Genomic DNA, 18,013 nt, shown 5'->3' with positions numbered 1-18,013 from the left:
GGCGTATCTGAATTTCCATTCCGGCTGATGTTCCGCTGCTGCGGGCACCGGGTCTGCTTTCTCCAAGCCCCAATGACCTGCCGGCCATTTTTCCATTTTTTTGGACTTTATTTATGCATCTCAGAGATTTGAAACAGAAACCCCCGGCCGAGCTTGTCAGCATGGCCGAAGAACTGGGCGTCGAGGGCGCCTCCACCATGCGCCGGCAGGATCTGATGTTCTGCATCCTGCGCGAATTGGCGGAAGACGAAGAATATACCGACCAGATCATGGGTATCGGCACCATTGAAGTGCTGCAGGATGGCTTCGGCTTTTTGCGCAGCCCCGAAGCCAATTATCTTGCTGGTCCGGACGATATTTACGTGTCGCCCAACCAGATCCGCAAATGGGGCCTGCGCACCGGCGATACGGTGGAAGGCGAAATCCGCGCGCCCAAGGAAGGCGAGCGCTATTTTGCGCTCACCAGCCTGGCGACGGTCAATTTCGAAGATCCCGACCAAGTGCGTCTGCGCACCAATTTTGACAATCTGACCCCGCTCTATCCTGATGAAAAGCTCAACCTCGACACGCTCGACCCGACCGTGACGGACAAGAGCGCGCGGGTGATCGACATCATCTCGCCGCAGGGCAAAGGCCAGCGCGCCCTGATCGTGGCGCCGCCGCGCACGGGTAAGACCGTGCTGCTGCAGAATATTGCCAAGGCGATCACGGACAACCATCCCGAAGTGTTCCTGCTGGTGCTGCTTGTGGACGAACGGCCGGAAGAAGTGACCGACATGCAGCGCAGTGTGAAGGGCGAGGTGATTTCCTCCACCTTCGACGAACCCGCGCAGCGCCATGTGCAGGTTGCTGAAATGGTGATCGAAAAGGCCAAGCGCCTTGTCGAACACAAGCGCGATGTAGTGATCCTGCTGGATTCCATCACCCGCCTTGGCCGTGCCTACAACACCGTCGTCCCCAGTTCCGGCAAGGTGCTGACCGGCGGCGTGGATGCCAACGCATTGCAGCGCCCGAAACGGTTCTTCGGTGCAGCCCGTAATATCGAGGAAGGCGGTTCGCTGTCGATTATTGCCACTGCGCTGATCGATACCGGCAGCCGGATGGACGAAGTGATCTTTGAAGAATTCAAGGGCACCGGCAACTCGGAAATCGTGCTTGACCGCAAGGTTGCGGACAAGCGCATCTTCCCGGCGTTGGATGTGGGCAAATCCGGCACGCGCAAGGAAGAACTGCTGGTCGAAAAGGACAAGCTGTCGAAGATGTGGGTCCTGCGCCGGATCCTCATGCAGATGGGCACAATCGATTCCATGGAATTCCTGCTCGACAAGATGAAGGATTCCAAGACCAACGAAGATTTCTTCGCCACTATGAACCAGTAAGCAGAATTCTGCCCGCTCCGCTTCGTCAGTTCATCACTGACATGGGCGGGGCGGGCAAACACGCTTAATGGAGGGTGCAGGGTTTGTGTGTAACGCCTTGCTTAATCATGCTTTAAGTATTTTTTGGCAAATATTGGCCATGCGCCAATATCTCTACACCAGTGCCGCCAGCGAAGGCTTCCAGCAATTAGACATGGTCAATCTGCTGGAAGCGTCATCGCGCAATAATGGCCGCAATGGCATCACCGGTTTCCTGGTTTTTGACGGGCAGAAATTTCTCCAGCTTGTGGAAGGCGAACAGGAAAACCTCGACGCGTTGATGGAGCGTCTGGCGCGCGATCCGCGCCATTGCAATATCCGGCGGCTGGACGACCGCGCAACAGACCGCCGCTATTGCCCAAACTGGACGATGAAGCGCATTGTTTTGTCAGGTAACGACGCTGCAGAACGATTGGGCAAAGTATTGCCAGCCAATCTTCCTCTCACCATGCAGCGAAAAATCCGCAGTTTTATCGAGCAGTCGGCCGCTTTGGCCTAGACATCAGGAATGGTTGCGGACCAGTTGTTCAGCCATCATTTCCCATAATTTGTTCATCGCCTTCATCGGCCTTACCATCACCTTGAAATCCACGATCTGGCCGGCATCATCAAATTCGATCATGTCGATGCCATTGACGAAGATACCGCCGATTTCGGCAGTGAATTCCAGCACGGCATTGTTTCCGTCCACCACTTCGCGGACATAGGTGAAACTGTCATTGCCCAGCACTTGTCCGGCTGCTGACAGATAGGCAACCACCAGCGCGCGGCCGCGCTGCGGTGTGTGGACCACGGGGGAATGGAACACGGCATTTTCGGCAATGATCTGTTCCAGCGCGGCGCGCGGGCTGCCTTGCGCGGCGATTGTGTGCCACCGGGCCAATGCATCATGGGTGGTCATGCCATTCTCCTGAAAGTGTCTGCGCTGGCCGCGTGCCAGTGCAGGCCGAGCGATGTACCGGATGCATCATGCAGCAACTGGCCTGGCTGGACAAAGGTGTAAATGGCATCAATCGCGTTGGATTTGGCGCCGTTCAGCCGTTCTCTCATATCATGCGGGCCGATTTCCCATGGGTTATCCAGCCCCATCGCCACCACGATTTCGCGCAGGCTGGCGACAGTCTGGCGCTGGAAACGGGCCACGCGGGGGGCTTTGTCTTCCACGATCAGCCCTTTTTGCCGCCACGGTTCCTGCGTGGCAACGCCGGTCGGGCATTCGCCGGTGTGACAATTCATGGATTGCACACAGCCCAGCGAGAACATGAATGGCCGCGCTGCGTTGCACCAGTCTGCGCCCAATGCGAAGGCCTTGGCCATTTGCGCGCCGGAATGGATTTTGCCTGATGCGGCAAGTTTGACACCGTGTGCTGCCCCGTCCTTCAAACCGGCGCCCACCAGCGCATTGCGCATCATGATCAGCCCTTCGCGCATGGGCATGCCGACCGAATTGGACAGTTCCAGCGGGGCAGCGCCGGTCCCGCCTTCGGCGCCATCAATCGTGATGAAATCCGGGGTAATACCCGTTGCCAGCATCGCTTTGGCCAGCGCGAAAACTTCATGCGGTTTGCCGACGCATAATTTCATGCCGACAGGCTTGCCACCCGAAAGATCACGCAGCTGTGCCACCCATTCCATCAGTTGAACAGGCGTAGAAAAGGTGGAATGGGCCGCGGGCGAAACGCAATCTTCGCCTTGCGTGATGCCGCGCGCTTCGGCAATTTCCTGCGTCACCTTGCGGCCGGGCAACACGCCGCCATGGCCCGGTTTGGCACCCTGGCTCAGTTTGATCTCGATCATCTTGACCTGATCATCCTGCGCATTTTCGGCGAATTCGCCCGCGTCAAAGCCGCCTTGATCGGTGCGGCAGCCAAAATAGCCGCTGCCGATTTCCCAGATAAGATCGCCGCCCGGTCCGCGATGATAGCGGCTGATGCTGCCTTCCCCGGTATTATGGGCAAAATTGCCCATGCGCGCGCCTGCATTCAACGCCTCGATTGCGCGGGCCGAAAGCGACCCGAAACTCATCGCGGAGATATTCAGCAAGGCGGAAGAATAAGGCTTGGCCGTATCGGCACCGCCCACATTGACGCGCCACCATTGCGGGGCATGATCATTGGGCACGATGGAATGGCTCAACCATTCATATTCATCCGAATAGACATTGAGTTCGGTGCCCATCGGGTGCGAATCGAGCTCCCCCTTGGCGCGGGCATAGACAAGGGCACGTTCCTGATGGCTGAAAGGTCGGCCTTCCAGATCATCCTCGACGATGTAGGCCTGGGCGAAAGGGCGCAGATCCTCCATGATCCAGCGGATTCGTGCGACCAGTGGATAGTTTCGGCGCAAGGCGTGGCTGGCCTGCGCAAAATCCCACAACGCAACCAGCAGCATGGGCACCAGACCCAGCAGCGCCCATCGCAACGGCGGCCACAAGGCGGCTGCTACGGTCAGGACTAGCAGCATGAAAGGGATGGAATAGCGCGGTGCGAAAGCTTGCATCACAGGTCTGGTCTTATGCCAGATGCTGCTTGAAAAACGCCTCGGTGCGGCTGTCAGCCAGCGTTGCTCCGTCTTCATCCCGCCGATCGCCATGTTCGGTGGCAAAACCATGGTCCAGCCCTGCATAATCATGCAGTGTCACCTTGGGATGGTTATCAAGCGCATCGTGCATGGCGCGCTGTGCAGCGGCATTCACGAAATGATCGGCTGTGGGGATATGCAGCATCAGGGGATGTGCGATTGCCTTGGCTTCATGCAGCATCTGGTCGATCATCACGCCGTAATATCCGACACTTGCATCAATATCGGTGCGTGCCGCGGTCATATAAGCAAGCTTTCCGCCAAGGCAGTATCCCACCGCGCCGACTTTTTCGACGCCCGCTTCGTTCCTGATCCAGCGAATGGTTGCTTCGATGTCGCAGATGCCTTCATCAGGCTTATACTGGCCGAACAATTCCATGGCGCGGGCCATTTCCGGCTCAACATCGGGATCCAGCTCGATCCCGCTTTCGATCCTGTAAAACAGATCTGGCGCCACCGCGAGATAGCCTGCCTCTGCCCATTTGTCGCATTTGCGGCGGATGCCGGCATTCACCCCGAAAATTTCCTGGATCACCAGAATGGCTGCCTTTGCCTCACCCGCAGGGCGCGCAACATAGGCGTTGAAGCTGCCATCGCCGGACAGGGTAGGGATGCTGACAATCTCGGTCATGTTGGTCTAATCCTCGCGAATGTGTTTTAAGGCGGCTTAACGCTTGCACGCACGCTTTGCCAAACCCAAGTGGGGTAGCAGGCATGTTGATGTCATTATCTAACGGAGAAAGCGCCATGAAGGTCCATGTCGAAATAGATTGCACACCAGAAGAAGCGCGCAGTTTCATGGGCCTGCCCGATGTGGGCAAGGCGAATGATATCTACATCGACACCATTACCAAGGCGATGAAAGGTGTAAGCAACCCTGAACAATTGCAGGATTACGCAAAACATCTGGCACCCATGGGCCAAATGGGAATGAAGCTTTTCCAGAACTTCGTGGAAGGCAGCCTCAACGCGGCAAGCGGGGGAACAGCAGGCAAAGCCGGCACCAAGAAAAACGACTGACACTTCCGAAATCTCGGCAAACTCTTGAAATGAAAACAATCTTTGCTCTTTCGAGCGGCAGTCCTCCGGCCGGTATTGCCGTGGTGCGCATTAGCGGGCCATCTGCTGGCACCGCGTTGGCATCGCTGGTGGGCGCAATGCCAGCGCCCCGCCGCGCAACTGCGCGCAAACTGCGCAGTTCGTCAGGTGATGAACTTGATCATGCGATGGTGCTGTGGCTGCCTGGCCCTGCCACTGCCACTGGCGAAGATGTGGCAGAGCTGCATCTGCACGGCGGCAGGGCAGTCGTGGCCGCAGTGGAAAGCGAACTCGCAACGCTGGACGGGCTGCGCCGTGCAGAAGCGGGCGAATTTACGCGGCGTGCTTTCCTGAACGGCAGGATTGATCTGGCGGAATCGGAAGGGCTGGCCGATTTACTTGAGGCGGAAACGGAAATGCAGCGGCGTTCCGCCATGGCAATGGCCGGGGGCGCTCTTTCGCGCGAAATCGAAGCCTGGCGCGAACAGGTCCTGCATCTGTCGGCACAAGTGGAAGCCGTGCTCGATTTTTCGGACGAGGAAGATGCAGCTGCGCTTCCCCCATCTTTCACCAGCATGCTTGACCATTTGCGATCAGCTTTGGAAAGCTGGCTATCGCGGCCGCCATCAAGGGTGCTGAAGGAGGGATACAGGGTGGTTCTGGCTGGCCCGCCCAATGCCGGCAAATCCACTCTGTTCAACGGCTTGATCAATGATGACGCAGCCATTACCGCGCCAACGGCAGGCACGACCCGAGATGTGCTGGAACGATCTGTAGCAATCGGCGGCGTCGCATTTACATTCGTGGATACGGCGGGACTGCGCGACTCGAGCGACGATGCAATTGAACAGATAGGAATTGCGCGGGCAAAATCCGCAGCACAGCGCGCCGATCTGGTGTTGTGGCTGGGCAATGAGGGTGGGGGGCCAGAGGGTGCATGGGAAATAGAAGCCAAATGTGACGAAACTGGTGACATCCGCAAGCCCACTGCCGATTACCGCGTCTCAGCAAAAACCGGTGCGGGAATGGCGCAATTTACCGATGCGCTTTTGGAAACGGCGCGGGGAGCGATGCCCGGTGAGGGGAAGGCTGCGTTAAGTGAACGACAGCACCGGATATTGGAAAATGTGCACGCGTCGATCCTTTCCATAATTCCCGCGGGCGATCTTCTCCTGACGGCTGAAAGTCTCCGTCAGATCAGAGTCGAATTTGATCGCCTGATCGGGCGTACCTCGACAGAGGACATGCTCGACGCTCTTTTTGGACGATTTTGTATCGGGAAGTAGATGTTCCACGTGGAACATTGCCGATGCATTTTGAAAATTGTTTCAACGTTCCACGTGAAACATAGCCCATTCGGTCGTGTCTTCCTTTGACCAGTCGTTTGCGCTGCACTATTCGCCCACTCATGCAAGATTTTCAAATCCTCGTAGTGGGAGGAGGCCACGCCGGCGCCGAAGCAGCAGCGATTGCTGCCCGAATGGGCGCGCGTGTAGCTCTGATCAACTTTGAGCTCGATGCTATCGGTGCAATGAGCTGCAATCCGGCAATCGGAGGGCTGGGAAAGGGCCATCTGGTGCGCGAAGTGGATGCGCTCGACGGGATGATTGGCAAGGCTGCAGACGCGGCGGCCATCCATTATCGCATGCTCAATCGCTCCAAAGGCAGCGCAGTCTGGGGCCCCCGCGTTCAGGCGGACAGGGTCTTGTTCAAGGCATCAATCCAGCAGCAGATGCAACATCAGGGCGATCTGCACCTGATTGAAGGCGAAGTTGCGGCATTGACATTGAAGGCGGGCAGGGTCGCTGGTGTCACTTTGGCGGATGGTAGACGTCTGAATGCACAGGCCGTTATCCTTTGCACAGGCACCTTCTTGGGTGGAACGATGTTTCGCGGTGAGGAACGCTTCGAAGGCGGGCGGATTGGTGAAAATTCCGCCCGGCGTCTGGCAGCGCAATTGCGTGAAGCGAAACTGCCGATGGCGCGGCTGAAAACAGGCACACCGCCACGGCTGGATGGGCGGACGATTGACTGGTCAGTGCTGGAAGAACAGCCTTCTGATCAGGACCAGTGGACCATGTCTCCGCTCACAGCGCGCAGGGTCAATCCGCAAGTGTTTTGCGCCATCACCCGCACCAATGCGCGCAGCCACGACATTATTCGTAAGAACCTGCACCGCTCGCCGCTGTTTTCAGGCGCAATCGGTGCACAAGGGCCGCGTTATTGTCCGTCTATTGAAGACAAAATCCACCGCTTTGCTGATCGCGACGGGCATCAGGTGTTTCTCGAACCCGAAGGGTTGAGCACGCACCTTGTCTACCCGAACGGTATCAGCACTTCGCTGCCCACCGATGTGCAGCATGATATGCTTCGCAGTATGGCCGGCCTTGAGAATGTGGAAATGGCAGTCCCCGGCTATGCGGTCGAATATGATCACATTGATCCGCGCGCTTTAACGGGCGGCCTCGAATTGGAACCCATGCCGGGGCTTTACTGCGCCGGACAAATCAATGGCACGACTGGATATGAAGAAGCCGCTGCGCAAGGATTGATGGCAGGGATGCACGCTGCGGCAAATGTTCTGGGCACCGCGCCGGCAAAGCTTGATCGGGCAAATTCCTATATCGCGGTAATGATCGACGATCTGACCCTGCACGGAGTGACCGAACCCTATCGGATGCTGACTTCGCGCGCAGAATACAGGCTTCGCCTGCGCGCCAATAATGCGAGTTCCCGCCTTACTCCCGCAGGCACGGATGCTGGCTGCATTGGACCAGACAGGCAGGAATGGTTCACAAAGCGGCGCAATCGGGCAGACAAATGGGCGAAGGCGCTGGACCGACTGGTCGCGGCCACTGATCTTTCAGATGCAGGTTTACCATTGCGCCGGGATAGCGGGACGAAGCCTCTGCATGAATGGCTGCGCTTCGGGGGCATTGATCTTGATGGGCTTGCACAATGGTTGCCGTATGGGCTTGATCCCGCAGATGAGGTCGGCGCAGAATTGGCCGAAGATGCGACGTACGCGCCATATCTTGCCCGCCAGGACAGTGAATTGCGGGATTTGCGGGCCAGCGAATCGGTTCGTCTGGGGTCTGCTTTTCCGTTTGCAACTGTGCCCGGACTTTCCAACGAAATGACCGAGCGTCTTTCCGCCGCCCGGCCCGCGAACCTTGCCGAGGCCGGGCGGGTGGCTGGCATTACCCCTGCCGCTTTGTCGGCAGTGCTGGTCCACGCGAGAAAACTTGAAAGGCACATGGCATGATTGCCGATGAAGCAACGGCGCGAAGCTATGTCGCCAGCCTGTGCGATGACACGGCCATGCAGAAGCTGGACCAATTTGTCGATGCGCTGATCGCTGAGAGCGAACAGCAAAACCTCATCGCCAGCGCTACGATACCGATACTCTGGCAGCGACATATCGCAGATAGCGCGCAGCTGCTTGAATATGTTCCACGTGGAACAGGCTTGTGGCTGGACCTTGGAACCGGGGCGGGGCTGCCGGGACTGGTCGTGGCAATCATGCGGCCTGAGATGAGAGTGGATCTGGTGGAATCTCGCAAGCGCCGCATCGAGTGGCTGGAACGCATGCGGGATGAGCTTGAACTGGACAATTGCGAAGTCATCGGCAGCCGATTGGAAAATGTTGAGACAGTCCCCGCCGCCATAATCAGCGCCAGAGCCTTCGCGCCACTCGACCGCATGATGGCTGTTGCAGAGCGATTTTCCACAAGGGATACGCTTTGGTTATTGCCGAAAGGCCGTTCCGCAGCGCAAGAATTGGAACTGCTGTCTGTAAAAGACCGCAAGATGTTCCACGTGGAACAGTCCAGAACCGACGACGATTCGGGCATAATCGTCGGAAAACTGGCAAGAAAGTGAAGGTTTCAGGATGATCACGATCGCAATTGCGAATCAGAAGGGTGGAGTGGGTAAAACCACCACAGCCATCAATATCGCGACGGCCATGGCCGCTACGGGATGGAAAACGCTTCTGATTGATCTGGATCCGCAGGGAAATGCCTCCACTGGCATGGGGGTGGCCACGAATGCTCGTGAACGCTCGAGCTATGACATTCTGGTAGATGAGATCTCACTTGATGATTGCATGCAGGCAACTGGTATTCCAGGACTGGATATTGTGCCGGCTACGGTGGACCTGAGCGGCGCCGAGGTTGAACTTGTGACAGTCGATGATCGGACCGCCCGATTGGCCAACGCGCTTTCCGGGCATACCGATCATGATATCTGCTTCATCGATTGCCCGCCATCGCTCGGCCTGCTGACGCTGAACGCCTTGGGGGCTGCTGATACGCTTCTGGTGCCGCTGCAATGCGAATTTTTCGCGCTGGAAGGGCTCAGCCAGCTTTTGCTGACCGTAGAAAGAGTGCAGCAGCGGTTTAACGCCGATCTCGGGATTATTGGCGTGGTCCTGACAATGTTTGACCGCAGAAACCGGCTGACTGATCAGGTTTCCGACGATGTTCGCGATTGTCTCGGGTCGCTGGTTTTCGATTCGGTAATTCCGCGTAACGTCCGCCTGTCCGAAGCACCCAGCCACGGTTTGCCAGCCCTGGTCTATGATCATGCCTGCGCCGGCAGCCGCGCCTATATTGCCCTTGCGCGTGAATTAATCGGGCGACTGCCTGAACAAAGGAAAGCCGCATGAGTGATGCCCCGACCGAAACAGCCCGCTTTGCCATGCAACCGCGCAATGCCGCCGATCACAAGAAAAAGCTCGGCAAGGGCCTGAGCGCCTTGCTTGGCGAAACGCGGCGTGAAGAGCCACTGGTGCGTCAGCAGGCCGAGAAATCTTCCGATGGCGCGTCGCCAGCTGAGCCAGGAGCGCCAGCAAGGATAACTGCCAATGGCATGGCGTCCTTGAGTGTCGCCTCGATTGAACCATTGCCCGGCCAGCCACGCACTCATTTCGATGAAGACGCGCTGGACGAATTGGCAGCATCCATCGCGGCCAGAGGTGTCATTCAGCCTATCATCGTGCGGCCGCTGGCAGGCGGCCGATACCAGCTGGTGGCGGGTGAAAGGCGCTGGCGGGCCGCGCAAAAGGCGCGCTTGCACGAAATACCTGCAATCATCCGAGAACTGGATGAACGCGAAGTTATGGCTCTCGCCCTGATTGAAAACATTCAACGCGAAGATCTCAATCCGGTCGAGGAAGCGCGCGCCTATCAACGCCTATCAGATGATGAAAGCCTGACTCAGGCGGAAATAGCGCGGCTGGTCGATAAATCGCGCAGCCACGTTGCCAATCTTCAGCGCCTGCTGGCCTTGCCGGATGATGTGCTGGCGCTGGTAGAGCACGGCAAATTATCGATGGGACATGCCCGCGCAATGATCGGGCATGATGATGCCGCGTCATTGGCAAAACAGGTCGTGGCGCAGAAATTATCCGTGCGAGATGTAGAACGGATGATTCGCGCAGGTTCGACAACTCAGGAAACGAATCGGCGCACTGTCCGCACCTCGCGCGACCCGGCAAAGGACGCCGATATTGTGGCAGTGCAAGGCCATCTCGAGGAATTCCTTGGTCTTCCGGTGAAAATAAAGACCGATACTGACCCCCGATCCGGCACCGTTACCATCCGTTATCGGACGCTCGACCAGCTGGATTTGGTCTGCCAAAGACTGACCGGCGGAGACATTTGAGCAAAAACAAAAGGTTACTTGAAAATTGACGCGCCTTGCAGGCAGAAAATATTAACAAAACGGTGTTGACGCGTTAACCATACCCGGAAGCAAAGATTGAACTGCGTGGTTCTACATAGGGGTCATCGGACGACCACAAGGTCTGTTCGGCGGGGAGCCAGGTCGGTTTTCCCGCACGGGATCGAAGACCACCCTTGGAAGGACCAGGACAACATGAAAAAGCTTTTTCGTACCGGCGTAGCTTGCGTCGCTTTTGCTGCCTCGATGGGCATGGCCACCGCCGCTCAGGCGCAAGATAGCGCCTCGGCCGACGCCTTTGCAGAAATTCTTGACGCTTTCACGCTCACAAAGAACACCGACCTGCAATTTGGCGCAGTGGTGCTGGCAACAGGCAACGCCGGTACCGTAACACTGAACCCCACCGATGGTTCGCGCAATTGTGATGGCGGAAGCGGCGATATTCTGTGCAGCGGCACAACCGGGCTTGCGACCTTCTCGATCGAAGGTGGCACAACCGGCAAGACAGTTCGCATTGATTTCAGCGAAGTCACTAATCTTGTGAACGGCGTAACTGTCGGTGGCGGTGCCGATGAGACCATCGTTCTGAGCGGCATGACCACGAACAAGACACTGGTTACCCCAGCAGCAGGCACTTCCTATTATACAGCGTCGCTGGTTGGCGGCGGCTCGACCACAGATTTCTCGGTTGGCGGCACGATCTCTTTCGACGGCGCAGAAACAGTTGGCACCTACACTGGTTCCTTCGTAGTTGCGGTCGATTACCTCTAAATAGCTGAAATACCGTGGTTTGGTCGATGATCAAACCAGGGGTGGAGAGGCCGCGTCCGCAAGGATGCGGCCTTTTTCCTGTGCAACGGCGCCACGCTTCGTCCGCTCCATCCGGCACGCTCATGTTTAACGGATTTTAACCTTAAGCCGATACAAAGCCCGTAGAATTACGGACATGCCGCTGAATTTGGCAGAAACTTTTCGGGGATCCGACACCAATGCAACGACCTTTTACCCGCGGATTGTACCGCGCATTTGCTGCCTGCGCTGCTCTGGCTGGCGCTTTTTCTGGCACGCCATCATCTGCACAAGGCGATCTTCTCGTGGCGCCTACCAGAATCATTCTGGATGGCCGCCGGGGCACCGAAGTCATTCTGAGCAATGTCGGGAGCGACGAGGCGACCTATCGCATCGGCCTGGAACTGCGGCGGATGACTGAAGATGGCGACCTTGTCGATGTGGAAGAAGCAGACGCGAATGAAGTTGAAAAAGCCGCTATGTCGATGATCCGCTATGCCCCGCGCCGGATAACCCTTCCGCCGGGCCAGCCACAGGCAGTGCGCATCAGCGCGCGCCCGGGTGCCGACATTCCCGACGGGGAATATCGCGTCCATATGTCCTTCCGCGCCATCCCCACGCCTCGCCCTGTGACAGAGGCTGCTGAAAAAGCCGAAGGCATCCAGATCAATCTTATTCCCATTTACGGGGTCACCATTCCCATCATCGTGCGCAATGGCCGTATTGAAGCGACCGTCGCGATCAACAATCCGCAAGTTGTGACAGGCGAAAACGGTCCTGAATTGCGCCTCGCGATGAGTCGCAGTGGCGAAAGTTCCACCTATGGGGAATTGCGCGTTGTCCGCCCCGGCAGCTCGGAACCTGTCTTCATGGCACGCGGTGTCGCAATCTACAGTGAAGTTGACGAACGGCGCATGCAGTTCCCGCTGTCAGCGGAACAGGCAGCGCAGATGAAGGGGCAGCTGCGGTTCGAATATCGCGAGATGCCAGAAGCCGGTGGCCGCGTCATTGCATCTGTCGAAACGGTTTTGGGCTGAGACTGGCGCGCTGACCGGACCGGGTTGATATGACCAGGCACAGTTCTTTAACGCTGAGTGCCGCTGCGATCTTCGCGGCGGCATTTGGCGTTGCTGTGCCCGCAACCCCGCCAGCAAAGGCACAAGTTGCCGCGGCGCCATGGCAGGTCAGCGATGATGATGCTATCCTGCTCCAGGTGGCCGTCGGCACCTATACTCTCGCCAATGAAATCCGAGGATATCAAACAGATACGGGAATCTGCCTTGATCTTGGTGACGTCATACAGTCGTTCGATCTGCCAATCAGACTGGATAAAAAGTCGCGCCGCGCAACTGGCTGGCTGTTCAGGGAAGACCAGAAATTCACTCTCGACCGAGAAGCCGGCACGGTACAAAACGTGAACGATACTCTTTCGCCACTCGGAAATGATATTTACGACACTCCGGAAGGCTGGTGCGTAAACAGCAAAGCATTGTCCCGCTGGTTCGGCATCACGCTTAAGCCGGAGCTTTATAACTCCGTAATTCGCGTTGAGAGTGAGACGAGGCTGCCATTCCTGGAGACGCTGGAGCGAAAAAGTCGCGCCGCGCGACTTCGTGCAAAGCCGGCACCGTTTGATTTGAGCGCTTATCCGAGAGCGGATGCGGAATATCGTGTGTGGCGCACGCCATCGGTGGATGCGGTAGTTCGCAGCACATATACCTCTATGCCCGGCGGAAAGTCGCAGCTTGACGCGCGGTATGAATTATATGCTGCCGGCGAGATTGCGGGCGCTGCCTTCGATGCGCGGTTGAGTTCCGATGGCTCGCTCCGGCCAGATTCCTTGCGAGTGCGGGCATACCGACGCGACGAGGCAGCCAATCTTCTTGGGCCGCTGCGCGCCACCGAAATGGCCGCAGGCGATGTGCAGACACAATCGGGCCAATTGACCGGTCAGACTGCGGTTGGCCGCGGTGCGTTCATCACCAACCAGCCAGTCGGCCGCCAATCGCGCTTTTCCACCACCACCGTCCGCGGCACTTTGCCGACCGGATGGGACGCGGAATTGTATCGCAACGGGCAGCTCATCGCTTTTCAATCGGACACGGCATCGGGCCGCTACGAATTTTTCGATATTGACCTGTTCTACGGGCGCAATGACATCGAAGTCGTGCTTTACGGGCCCCAGGGGCAAATCCGGCGCGAGCGTTTTGACCATCCTGTGGGGCAAAGCAATATCGAACCAGGCAAGACCTATTATTGGGCAGGGATTCTGCAGCAGAACCGCGATCTGTTCGAGTTGCACAAGAAGGATACGCAAACCGCCGATGCCTGGCGTGGGGGTTTGGGTCTGGAACATGGCCTTAATGATCGCACCAGCATCGCCGTGGGCGCGCAAAGCCTGTTCCTGAACGGGCGCCGGCGCAACTATCTCGAGGGGGGCGTTTACAGGTCCATGGGGGCCATGCAGCTTGAATTGAGCGGCGCTCATGAATTGGGCGCGGGCATGGCGGTGCAGGCCAATGCCCTTGGCCGAGTGGGGCCGGTCAATTTTGGTGCAGCGGCCACCTGGGCTGGCGGAGATTTTATCAGTGAATTTGTCGAGGAAGGCCTTCGCCATAGTTTCGCTGTCAATTTCGACACGGCGTTGCGTCTGGGCAGCCTTACCCTGCCATTGCAGGCCAGTTTCGGCCAGTCCACCCTGCGGGACGGAACAAATATTACCAAATTCTTAACGCAAACTGCAGTGTCCATGCGCAGCATTGCGTTGACGGCGCAATTGGAGCGCAATGTGCGCGATGCGGCAGATGACCAGCGCGACCTAAGGAAAACGCAGCTTCGCCTGCTGGCCAACACCCGCATGTTTGGCTTGCGCCTGCGCGGGTCAGCGCAATTTGACTTGGAAGGGGAAGACAAGGGGTTCAGCCGCGCGGTTGTATCCACCGACAAGGGGCTGGACGACCGATCGGATATTTCTGCCGAAGTGGAATATGACGCACGTTCGGATGATACACAATTCAGCCTTGGCTATTCGCGCAGGTTCGACAAATTCTCCCTTCGCACAGATGCGCGCTATTCGAAAAACGGGGGGATTGGTGCCAATATTGCACTTTCCTTCAGCTTCGGCCCGGACCCGCTGGATGGCGGCATCCGTTTTTCGGAAAAGAAACTGGCGCGCAGCGGGCAGGCCGCCGTCACCGTATTCCGTGATGACAATGGCGATGGCCGCCGTGGTCCGGACGAGGAAGTGCTGAAAGATGTCTATGTCGAAGCCGGCTTCCGCACCACCGATGCCATAACCGATGAAAATGGCCGGGCTTTTGTCGACGAATTGCGCCCCTTCGTGCCGGTAATGGTGGGGATTGACGAATCATCGCTGGGTGATCCCTATCTCGCCGCGTCGACCAAGGGGATTGTGGTCGTGCCGCGGCCTGGCGTGGCAACGGTCATTGAATTGCCCGTGTCCCCATCGGGCGAAGTGGAAGGGGTCATCCATTCGACTTCGGGCGTGGAAGCGGCAGGGGTCGCGCTGGAACTGATTGATTCGCGCGGGGCCATTGTTGCCAGCACAGTGAGCGAATTTGACGGTTTCTTCCTGTTTGAACGCATTCCCTATGGCCGTTATCGCATCCGGGTAGCCGCTGATGCCGCGAGGGCACTGGGCGTCACCGGCCAGATTCAGGATGCGGTCGAGCTTGCCCGGGACAAGGATGTGGCGCGGATGGGAATTATCCAACTGCAAAAAGGCAGCTTTACCATTGCTCAGGCTGCCACCATGCCCAGCACCGGCGCCATTTCAGGACTGCGAAGCGGCGCTATGGCGTCAGCATCACCTGACTGATTTTGCATGGTGTTTTTCTGGAGTATGGGTGGGCTGGCAGACCGGCCTATTCCTCGATCCATTCCTCGGTAACATATTCGCGGATTACGGCGCGCTGGGGAATGGCCACCATGACAGGCACGAGCATGACGGGGCCAATGCCGTGGGGATAGCGCGCGGCCAGATCATCCAACAGGATGGGCTGCACTGCGCACATATTGTCTGACTGCCCCTGCCAGCCCTGCCATCCTTGCGGCGACGCTTCGTGCCAGACGCAAGCTTCGGGCTGCCGATATGCATCATGGTGCCAGTCGTGCTTGTAACGGTGCTCTGTCCAGGCCGGTTGGAAGTCTGCGCCACTCGGCGCGGGGTCAGCATGGTGATACTGTGCATCGGGATTTACTGGCACCTCGCCCACGGCCACCGGATGGGCAGCGACGTGGCCGGCTGCAAAAACAGTGATGCACGCAGCGGCAGTCCACAATGGCAGGCGAATACGCATAGTCATACCCCGTGTCACGCGTCCTGACATGGACGGAAATGCAAGGGTGTTTTTACCATCCTCTGCCGCGCATTTCCAAACAAAGCTTTGCCTGCGTCCCGTTTCGGGCCGGCCACCGTTAAGCATTAAAGGTCTGGAGGCTCAGATCCGGCTGGACAGCATTAGCGCCAGTGCTTCCACGCCCGAGGCATCTTCGGCAGTGAACCGGGCATGATCCGGACTGTCGAGATCGATCACGGCAATCGCCTGGCCATTACGCATAATGGGCACCACCAATTCGGAATTGCTCGCAGAATCGCAGGCAATATGCCCCGGGAAAGCGTGAACATCCTCCACCAGCTGCGTTTTTCCTTCGCTGGCAGCAGTGCCGCACACGCCCTGCCCCATGGGGATGCGGATACAGGCCGGCCTGCCGACAAAAGGGCCGAGCACCATTTCGCCATCGATGACGCGGTAAAAACCGGCCCAGTTGAGGCGCGGGATAAATTCCCACATCAGTGCCGCGACATTGGCCATATTGGCCACGCCGTCGCTTTCCCCATTGGTCAATGCATCGCATGCCTGCACCAGCTGGCGGTGCATTTCGGCGGGGGCAAGATCGGCATCTGCGGTAAAATCATACATGCAATTCTATCTAGCGTGCGGCGGGCCTGCTGCAACCAATGATTGCAGCAAACCGCGCACTGGCTTATCGATTTGATCATGAGCACAAAGCAGAAGATACTCGCCTGGGTCCTTGTCCTAATCCTACTGGTTATTTTTGCGGCCGCATGGGTCGTACAGGGGGACCGCGCCAGTTTGGATGTCGCGGCCGTGACCGGCACTGATCCGGTGCTGGAAGAACCCAAGGCCGAGGCTATCCCGACGGTGAACATCGCCGAGCCTGTCGGCTGGGCTGCGAACGAAGTGCCCGCCGCAGCACAAGGCCTGGCAGTAACGCGCTTTGCCGAAGGTCTGGACCATCCCCGCGTGATGTACACCATGCCCAATGGCGATGTGCTGGTGACGCTGACCCGCGGACCGTCATCGGGCGATGGTGGCGGCATCACGGCATGGATTGCCAATCTTCTGATGTCCCGTGCTGGCGCGACAGGGCCATCCCCCAACAAGCTGGTGCTGCTGCGCGATACTGATGGCGATGGCAGTGCAGATGTGCGCCAGGTGCTGCGTGATGATCTTGATTCGCCGTCCGGCATCGCGTGGAATGATGGCACCCTGTTCATTGCAAACCATGATGAATTGCTGAAATTCCCTTATGCCATGGGCAGCACGACGGTTTCCGGCGCTGCTGAGAAACTGATGGATCTGCCTGCCGCAGGCAATCACTGGATGCGCAACATTACCATCAACCCTGAAGGGACGAAAATTTACGTCGCAGTCGGGTCCGCGTCCAACATCGGTGAAAATGGAATGGACGTGGAAAAAGGGCGCGCGGCCATCTGGGAATATGATCTGGCGGAAGGCCGCCAGCGGCTGTTTGCCACTGGGCTGCGCAACCCCAACGGTCTGGCCTGGAACCCGTGGAGCGGCGAATTGTGGACCACTGTCAACGAACGTGATCAGCTTGGCTCCGATCTGGTGCCGGATTATCTGACCAATGTGCCGCTTGGCTCCAATTATGGCTGGCCATGGATTTACTACAAGGACACGATCGACCAGCGCGTAAAGGCACCGATGCCCGCGTACACCAACGAATATGCGCGCCGCCCGGAATATGCCCTTGGCCCTCATGTCGCTGCATTGGGCCTCGTGTTTTCGCAGCAGGGCACGACCATGGGTGATGGGTTCAGCAACGGCGCGTTCATTGCGCGCCACGGTTCGTGGAACCGCAAACCTGCATCGGGCTATGATGTGGTCTATGTCGCCTTCGATGCGCGCGGTAATCCGCAAGGCAAGCCAGTGCCGGTGTTGACGGGCTTCCTGACGGGCAAGGGCACGACCAAGGGCAGGCCCACCTGGGTCACATGGGCTGGGAATGGTTCGCTGCTGGTCAGCGACGATACAGCCGGCATCATCTGGCGCGTCACCGCACCGGGCGCGCAGCCATCGGCGCAAATTGCCACCACGCGCACCAAGTCACTGCCGCCGCAGCGCGAATTGCGCGGCGATCCTCAGGTGCGCTTCAAGGAAGAATATGCCCGCCAGCAAGTCGCCCAGTAAGGGAGGGCCGCTGGCGGTTATCGG

The 18,013-nt window shown here is 58.0% G+C and carries 17 protein-coding genes; 12 read left to right on the top strand and 5 right to left on the bottom strand.

Annotated elements, in window-relative coordinates; all coding sequences use genetic code 11:
• The first annotated feature begins 113 nt into the window (after positions 1–113).
• Both rho and GRI44_RS10705 read left to right on the top strand, forming a co-directional pair.
• Entirely contained in the window at positions 114–1,379 is a 1,266-nt protein-coding gene (gene rho, locus GRI44_RS10710) for a transcription termination factor Rho (protein WP_160601778.1), read from the top strand.
• A 139-nt stretch (positions 1,380–1,518) separates the two neighbouring features.
• Complete coding sequence (locus tag GRI44_RS10705; RefSeq protein ID WP_160601777.1) at positions 1,519–1,917, top strand: BLUF domain-containing protein; 399 nt, start codon at positions 1,519–1,521, stop codon at positions 1,915–1,917.
• Between the two features lie 3 nt (positions 1,918–1,920).
• Here GRI44_RS10705 and GRI44_RS10700 read toward each other — a convergent pair whose 3' ends face one another.
• The 3 genes from GRI44_RS10700 to GRI44_RS10690 are packed head-to-tail and all read right to left on the bottom strand — an operon-like array spanning position 1,921 to position 4,629.
• On the bottom strand, positions 1,921–2,319 hold the full coding sequence (locus GRI44_RS10700; RefSeq protein ID WP_160601776.1) for a nuclear transport factor 2 family protein: 399 nt from the start codon (positions 2,317–2,319) through the stop codon (positions 1,921–1,923).
• Positions 2,316–3,917 (bottom strand): FMN-binding glutamate synthase family protein, encoded by a 1,602-nt coding sequence (locus GRI44_RS10695; RefSeq protein WP_160601775.1) that lies wholly within the window; start codon positions 3,915–3,917, stop codon positions 2,316–2,318. The genes GRI44_RS10700 and GRI44_RS10695 overlap by 4 nt, the downstream gene beginning before the upstream one ends.
• Positions 3,918–3,930: 13 nt before the next feature.
• On the bottom strand, positions 3,931–4,629 hold the full coding sequence (locus tag GRI44_RS10690; RefSeq protein ID WP_160601774.1) for a dienelactone hydrolase family protein: 699 nt from the start codon (positions 4,627–4,629) through the stop codon (positions 3,931–3,933).
• Between the two features lie 116 nt (positions 4,630–4,745).
• Here GRI44_RS10690 and GRI44_RS10685 point away from each other — a divergent pair, with 116 nt between their 5' ends.
• The 9 genes from GRI44_RS10685 to GRI44_RS10645 all read left to right on the top strand — a co-directional run bounded on the left by GRI44_RS10685 (position 4,746) and on the right by GRI44_RS10645 (position 15,348).
• A complete protein-coding gene (locus GRI44_RS10685) occupies positions 4,746–5,018 on the top strand; it encodes a DUF6489 family protein (protein WP_160602347.1) in 273 nt (90 codons plus the stop codon).
• A 29-nt stretch (positions 5,019–5,047) separates the two neighbouring features.
• Positions 5,048–6,322: a tRNA uridine-5-carboxymethylaminomethyl(34) synthesis GTPase MnmE gene (gene mnmE, locus GRI44_RS10680; protein ID WP_160601773.1), complete on the top strand. Its 1,275-nt coding sequence runs from the start codon at positions 5,048–5,050 to the stop codon at positions 6,320–6,322.
• A 122-nt stretch (positions 6,323–6,444) separates the two neighbouring features.
• Positions 6,445–8,301 carry a tRNA uridine-5-carboxymethylaminomethyl(34) synthesis enzyme MnmG gene (mnmG, locus tag GRI44_RS10675; protein WP_160601772.1) on the top strand — a complete coding sequence of 619 codons (1,857 nt, stop codon included), beginning with the start codon at positions 6,445–6,447 and terminating at the stop codon, positions 8,299–8,301.
• 56 nt (positions 8,302–8,357) lie between these two features.
• The gene (gene rsmG / locus GRI44_RS10670) at positions 8,358–8,918 is read left to right on the top strand and encodes a 16S rRNA (guanine(527)-N(7))-methyltransferase RsmG (protein ID WP_232843112.1); all 561 of its coding nucleotides are present in this window, start codon (positions 8,358–8,360) and stop codon (positions 8,916–8,918) included.
• A gap of 10 nt (positions 8,919–8,928) precedes the next feature.
• Positions 8,929–9,705: a ParA family protein gene (locus GRI44_RS10665; RefSeq protein ID WP_160601770.1), complete on the top strand. Its 777-nt coding sequence runs from the start codon at positions 8,929–8,931 to the stop codon at positions 9,703–9,705.
• Positions 9,702–10,703 carry a ParB/RepB/Spo0J family partition protein gene (locus GRI44_RS10660; RefSeq protein ID WP_160601769.1) on the top strand — a complete coding sequence of 334 codons (1,002 nt, stop codon included), beginning with the start codon at positions 9,702–9,704 and terminating at the stop codon, positions 10,701–10,703. The genes GRI44_RS10665 and GRI44_RS10660 overlap by 4 nt, the downstream gene beginning before the upstream one ends.
• 213 nt (positions 10,704–10,916) lie before the next feature.
• Entirely contained in the window at positions 10,917–11,492 is a 576-nt protein-coding gene (locus tag GRI44_RS10655) for a DUF4402 domain-containing protein (protein WP_160601768.1), read from the top strand.
• A gap of 218 nt (positions 11,493–11,710) precedes the next feature.
• Entirely contained in the window at positions 11,711–12,547 is an 837-nt protein-coding gene (locus GRI44_RS10650) for a fimbrial biogenesis chaperone (protein ID WP_160601767.1), read from the top strand.
• A gap of 29 nt (positions 12,548–12,576) precedes the next feature.
• The gene (locus tag GRI44_RS10645) at positions 12,577–15,348 is read left to right on the top strand and encodes an MSCRAMM family protein (RefSeq protein ID WP_160601766.1); all 2,772 of its coding nucleotides are present in this window, start codon (positions 12,577–12,579) and stop codon (positions 15,346–15,348) included.
• 46 nt (positions 15,349–15,394) lie between these two features.
• Here the strand turns inward: GRI44_RS10645 and GRI44_RS10640 are convergent, their stop codons facing one another.
• Complete coding sequence (locus tag GRI44_RS10640) at positions 15,395–15,835, bottom strand: hypothetical protein (RefSeq protein WP_160601765.1); 441 nt, start codon at positions 15,833–15,835, stop codon at positions 15,395–15,397.
• A gap of 135 nt (positions 15,836–15,970) precedes the next feature.
• A complete protein-coding gene (locus GRI44_RS10635) occupies positions 15,971–16,453 on the bottom strand; it encodes a GAF domain-containing protein (RefSeq protein ID WP_160601764.1) in 483 nt (160 codons plus the stop codon).
• Positions 16,454–16,531: 78 nt separating this feature from the next.
• Between GRI44_RS10635 and GRI44_RS10630 the strand changes: the two genes are divergently transcribed.
• Positions 16,532–17,989 (top strand): PQQ-dependent sugar dehydrogenase, encoded by a 1,458-nt coding sequence (locus GRI44_RS10630; RefSeq protein ID WP_160601763.1) that lies wholly within the window; start codon positions 16,532–16,534, stop codon positions 17,987–17,989.
• Positions 17,990–18,013: the final 24 nt, after the last annotated feature.

This window comes from Allopontixanthobacter confluentis, from assembly GCF_009827615.1.
Lineage (GTDB): Bacteria > Pseudomonadota > Alphaproteobacteria > Sphingomonadales > Sphingomonadaceae > Allopontixanthobacter > Allopontixanthobacter confluentis.
The sequence above is the reverse complement of the archived record's forward strand: the minus strand, read 5'-3'. Positions and strand labels throughout refer to the sequence as shown.

Coding starts and splice junctions, on each gene's coding strand:
- rho (WP_160601778.1), top strand. CDS start 114: ATGCATCTCAGAGATTTGAAACAGAAACCCCCGGCCGAGCTTGTCAGC.
- GRI44_RS10705 (WP_160601777.1), top strand. CDS start 1,519: ATGCGCCAATATCTCTACACCAGTGCCGCCAGCGAAGGCTTCCAGCAA.
- GRI44_RS10700 (WP_160601776.1), bottom strand. CDS start 2,319: ATGACCACCCATGATGCATTGGCCCGGTGGCACACAATCGCCGCGCAA.
- GRI44_RS10695 (WP_160601775.1), bottom strand. CDS start 3,917: ATGCAAGCTTTCGCACCGCGCTATTCCATCCCTTTCATGCTGCTAGTC.
- GRI44_RS10690 (WP_160601774.1), bottom strand. CDS start 4,629: ATGACCGAGATTGTCAGCATCCCTACCCTGTCCGGCGATGGCAGCTTC.
- GRI44_RS10685 (WP_160602347.1), top strand. CDS start 4,746: ATGAAGGTCCATGTCGAAATAGATTGCACACCAGAAGAAGCGCGCAGT.
- mnmE (WP_160601773.1), top strand. CDS start 5,048: ATGAAAACAATCTTTGCTCTTTCGAGCGGCAGTCCTCCGGCCGGTATT.
- mnmG (WP_160601772.1), top strand. CDS start 6,445: ATGCAAGATTTTCAAATCCTCGTAGTGGGAGGAGGCCACGCCGGCGCC.
- rsmG (WP_232843112.1), top strand. CDS start 8,358: ATGCAGAAGCTGGACCAATTTGTCGATGCGCTGATCGCTGAGAGCGAA.
- GRI44_RS10665 (WP_160601770.1), top strand. CDS start 8,929: ATGATCACGATCGCAATTGCGAATCAGAAGGGTGGAGTGGGTAAAACC.
- GRI44_RS10660 (WP_160601769.1), top strand. CDS start 9,702: ATGAGTGATGCCCCGACCGAAACAGCCCGCTTTGCCATGCAACCGCGC.
- GRI44_RS10655 (WP_160601768.1), top strand. CDS start 10,917: ATGAAAAAGCTTTTTCGTACCGGCGTAGCTTGCGTCGCTTTTGCTGCC.
- GRI44_RS10650 (WP_160601767.1), top strand. CDS start 11,711: ATGCAACGACCTTTTACCCGCGGATTGTACCGCGCATTTGCTGCCTGC.
- GRI44_RS10645 (WP_160601766.1), top strand. CDS start 12,577: ATGACCAGGCACAGTTCTTTAACGCTGAGTGCCGCTGCGATCTTCGCG.
- GRI44_RS10640 (WP_160601765.1), bottom strand. CDS start 15,835: ATGACTATGCGTATTCGCCTGCCATTGTGGACTGCCGCTGCGTGCATC.
- GRI44_RS10635 (WP_160601764.1), bottom strand. CDS start 16,453: ATGTATGATTTTACCGCAGATGCCGATCTTGCCCCCGCCGAAATGCAC.
- GRI44_RS10630 (WP_160601763.1), top strand. CDS start 16,532: ATGAGCACAAAGCAGAAGATACTCGCCTGGGTCCTTGTCCTAATCCTA.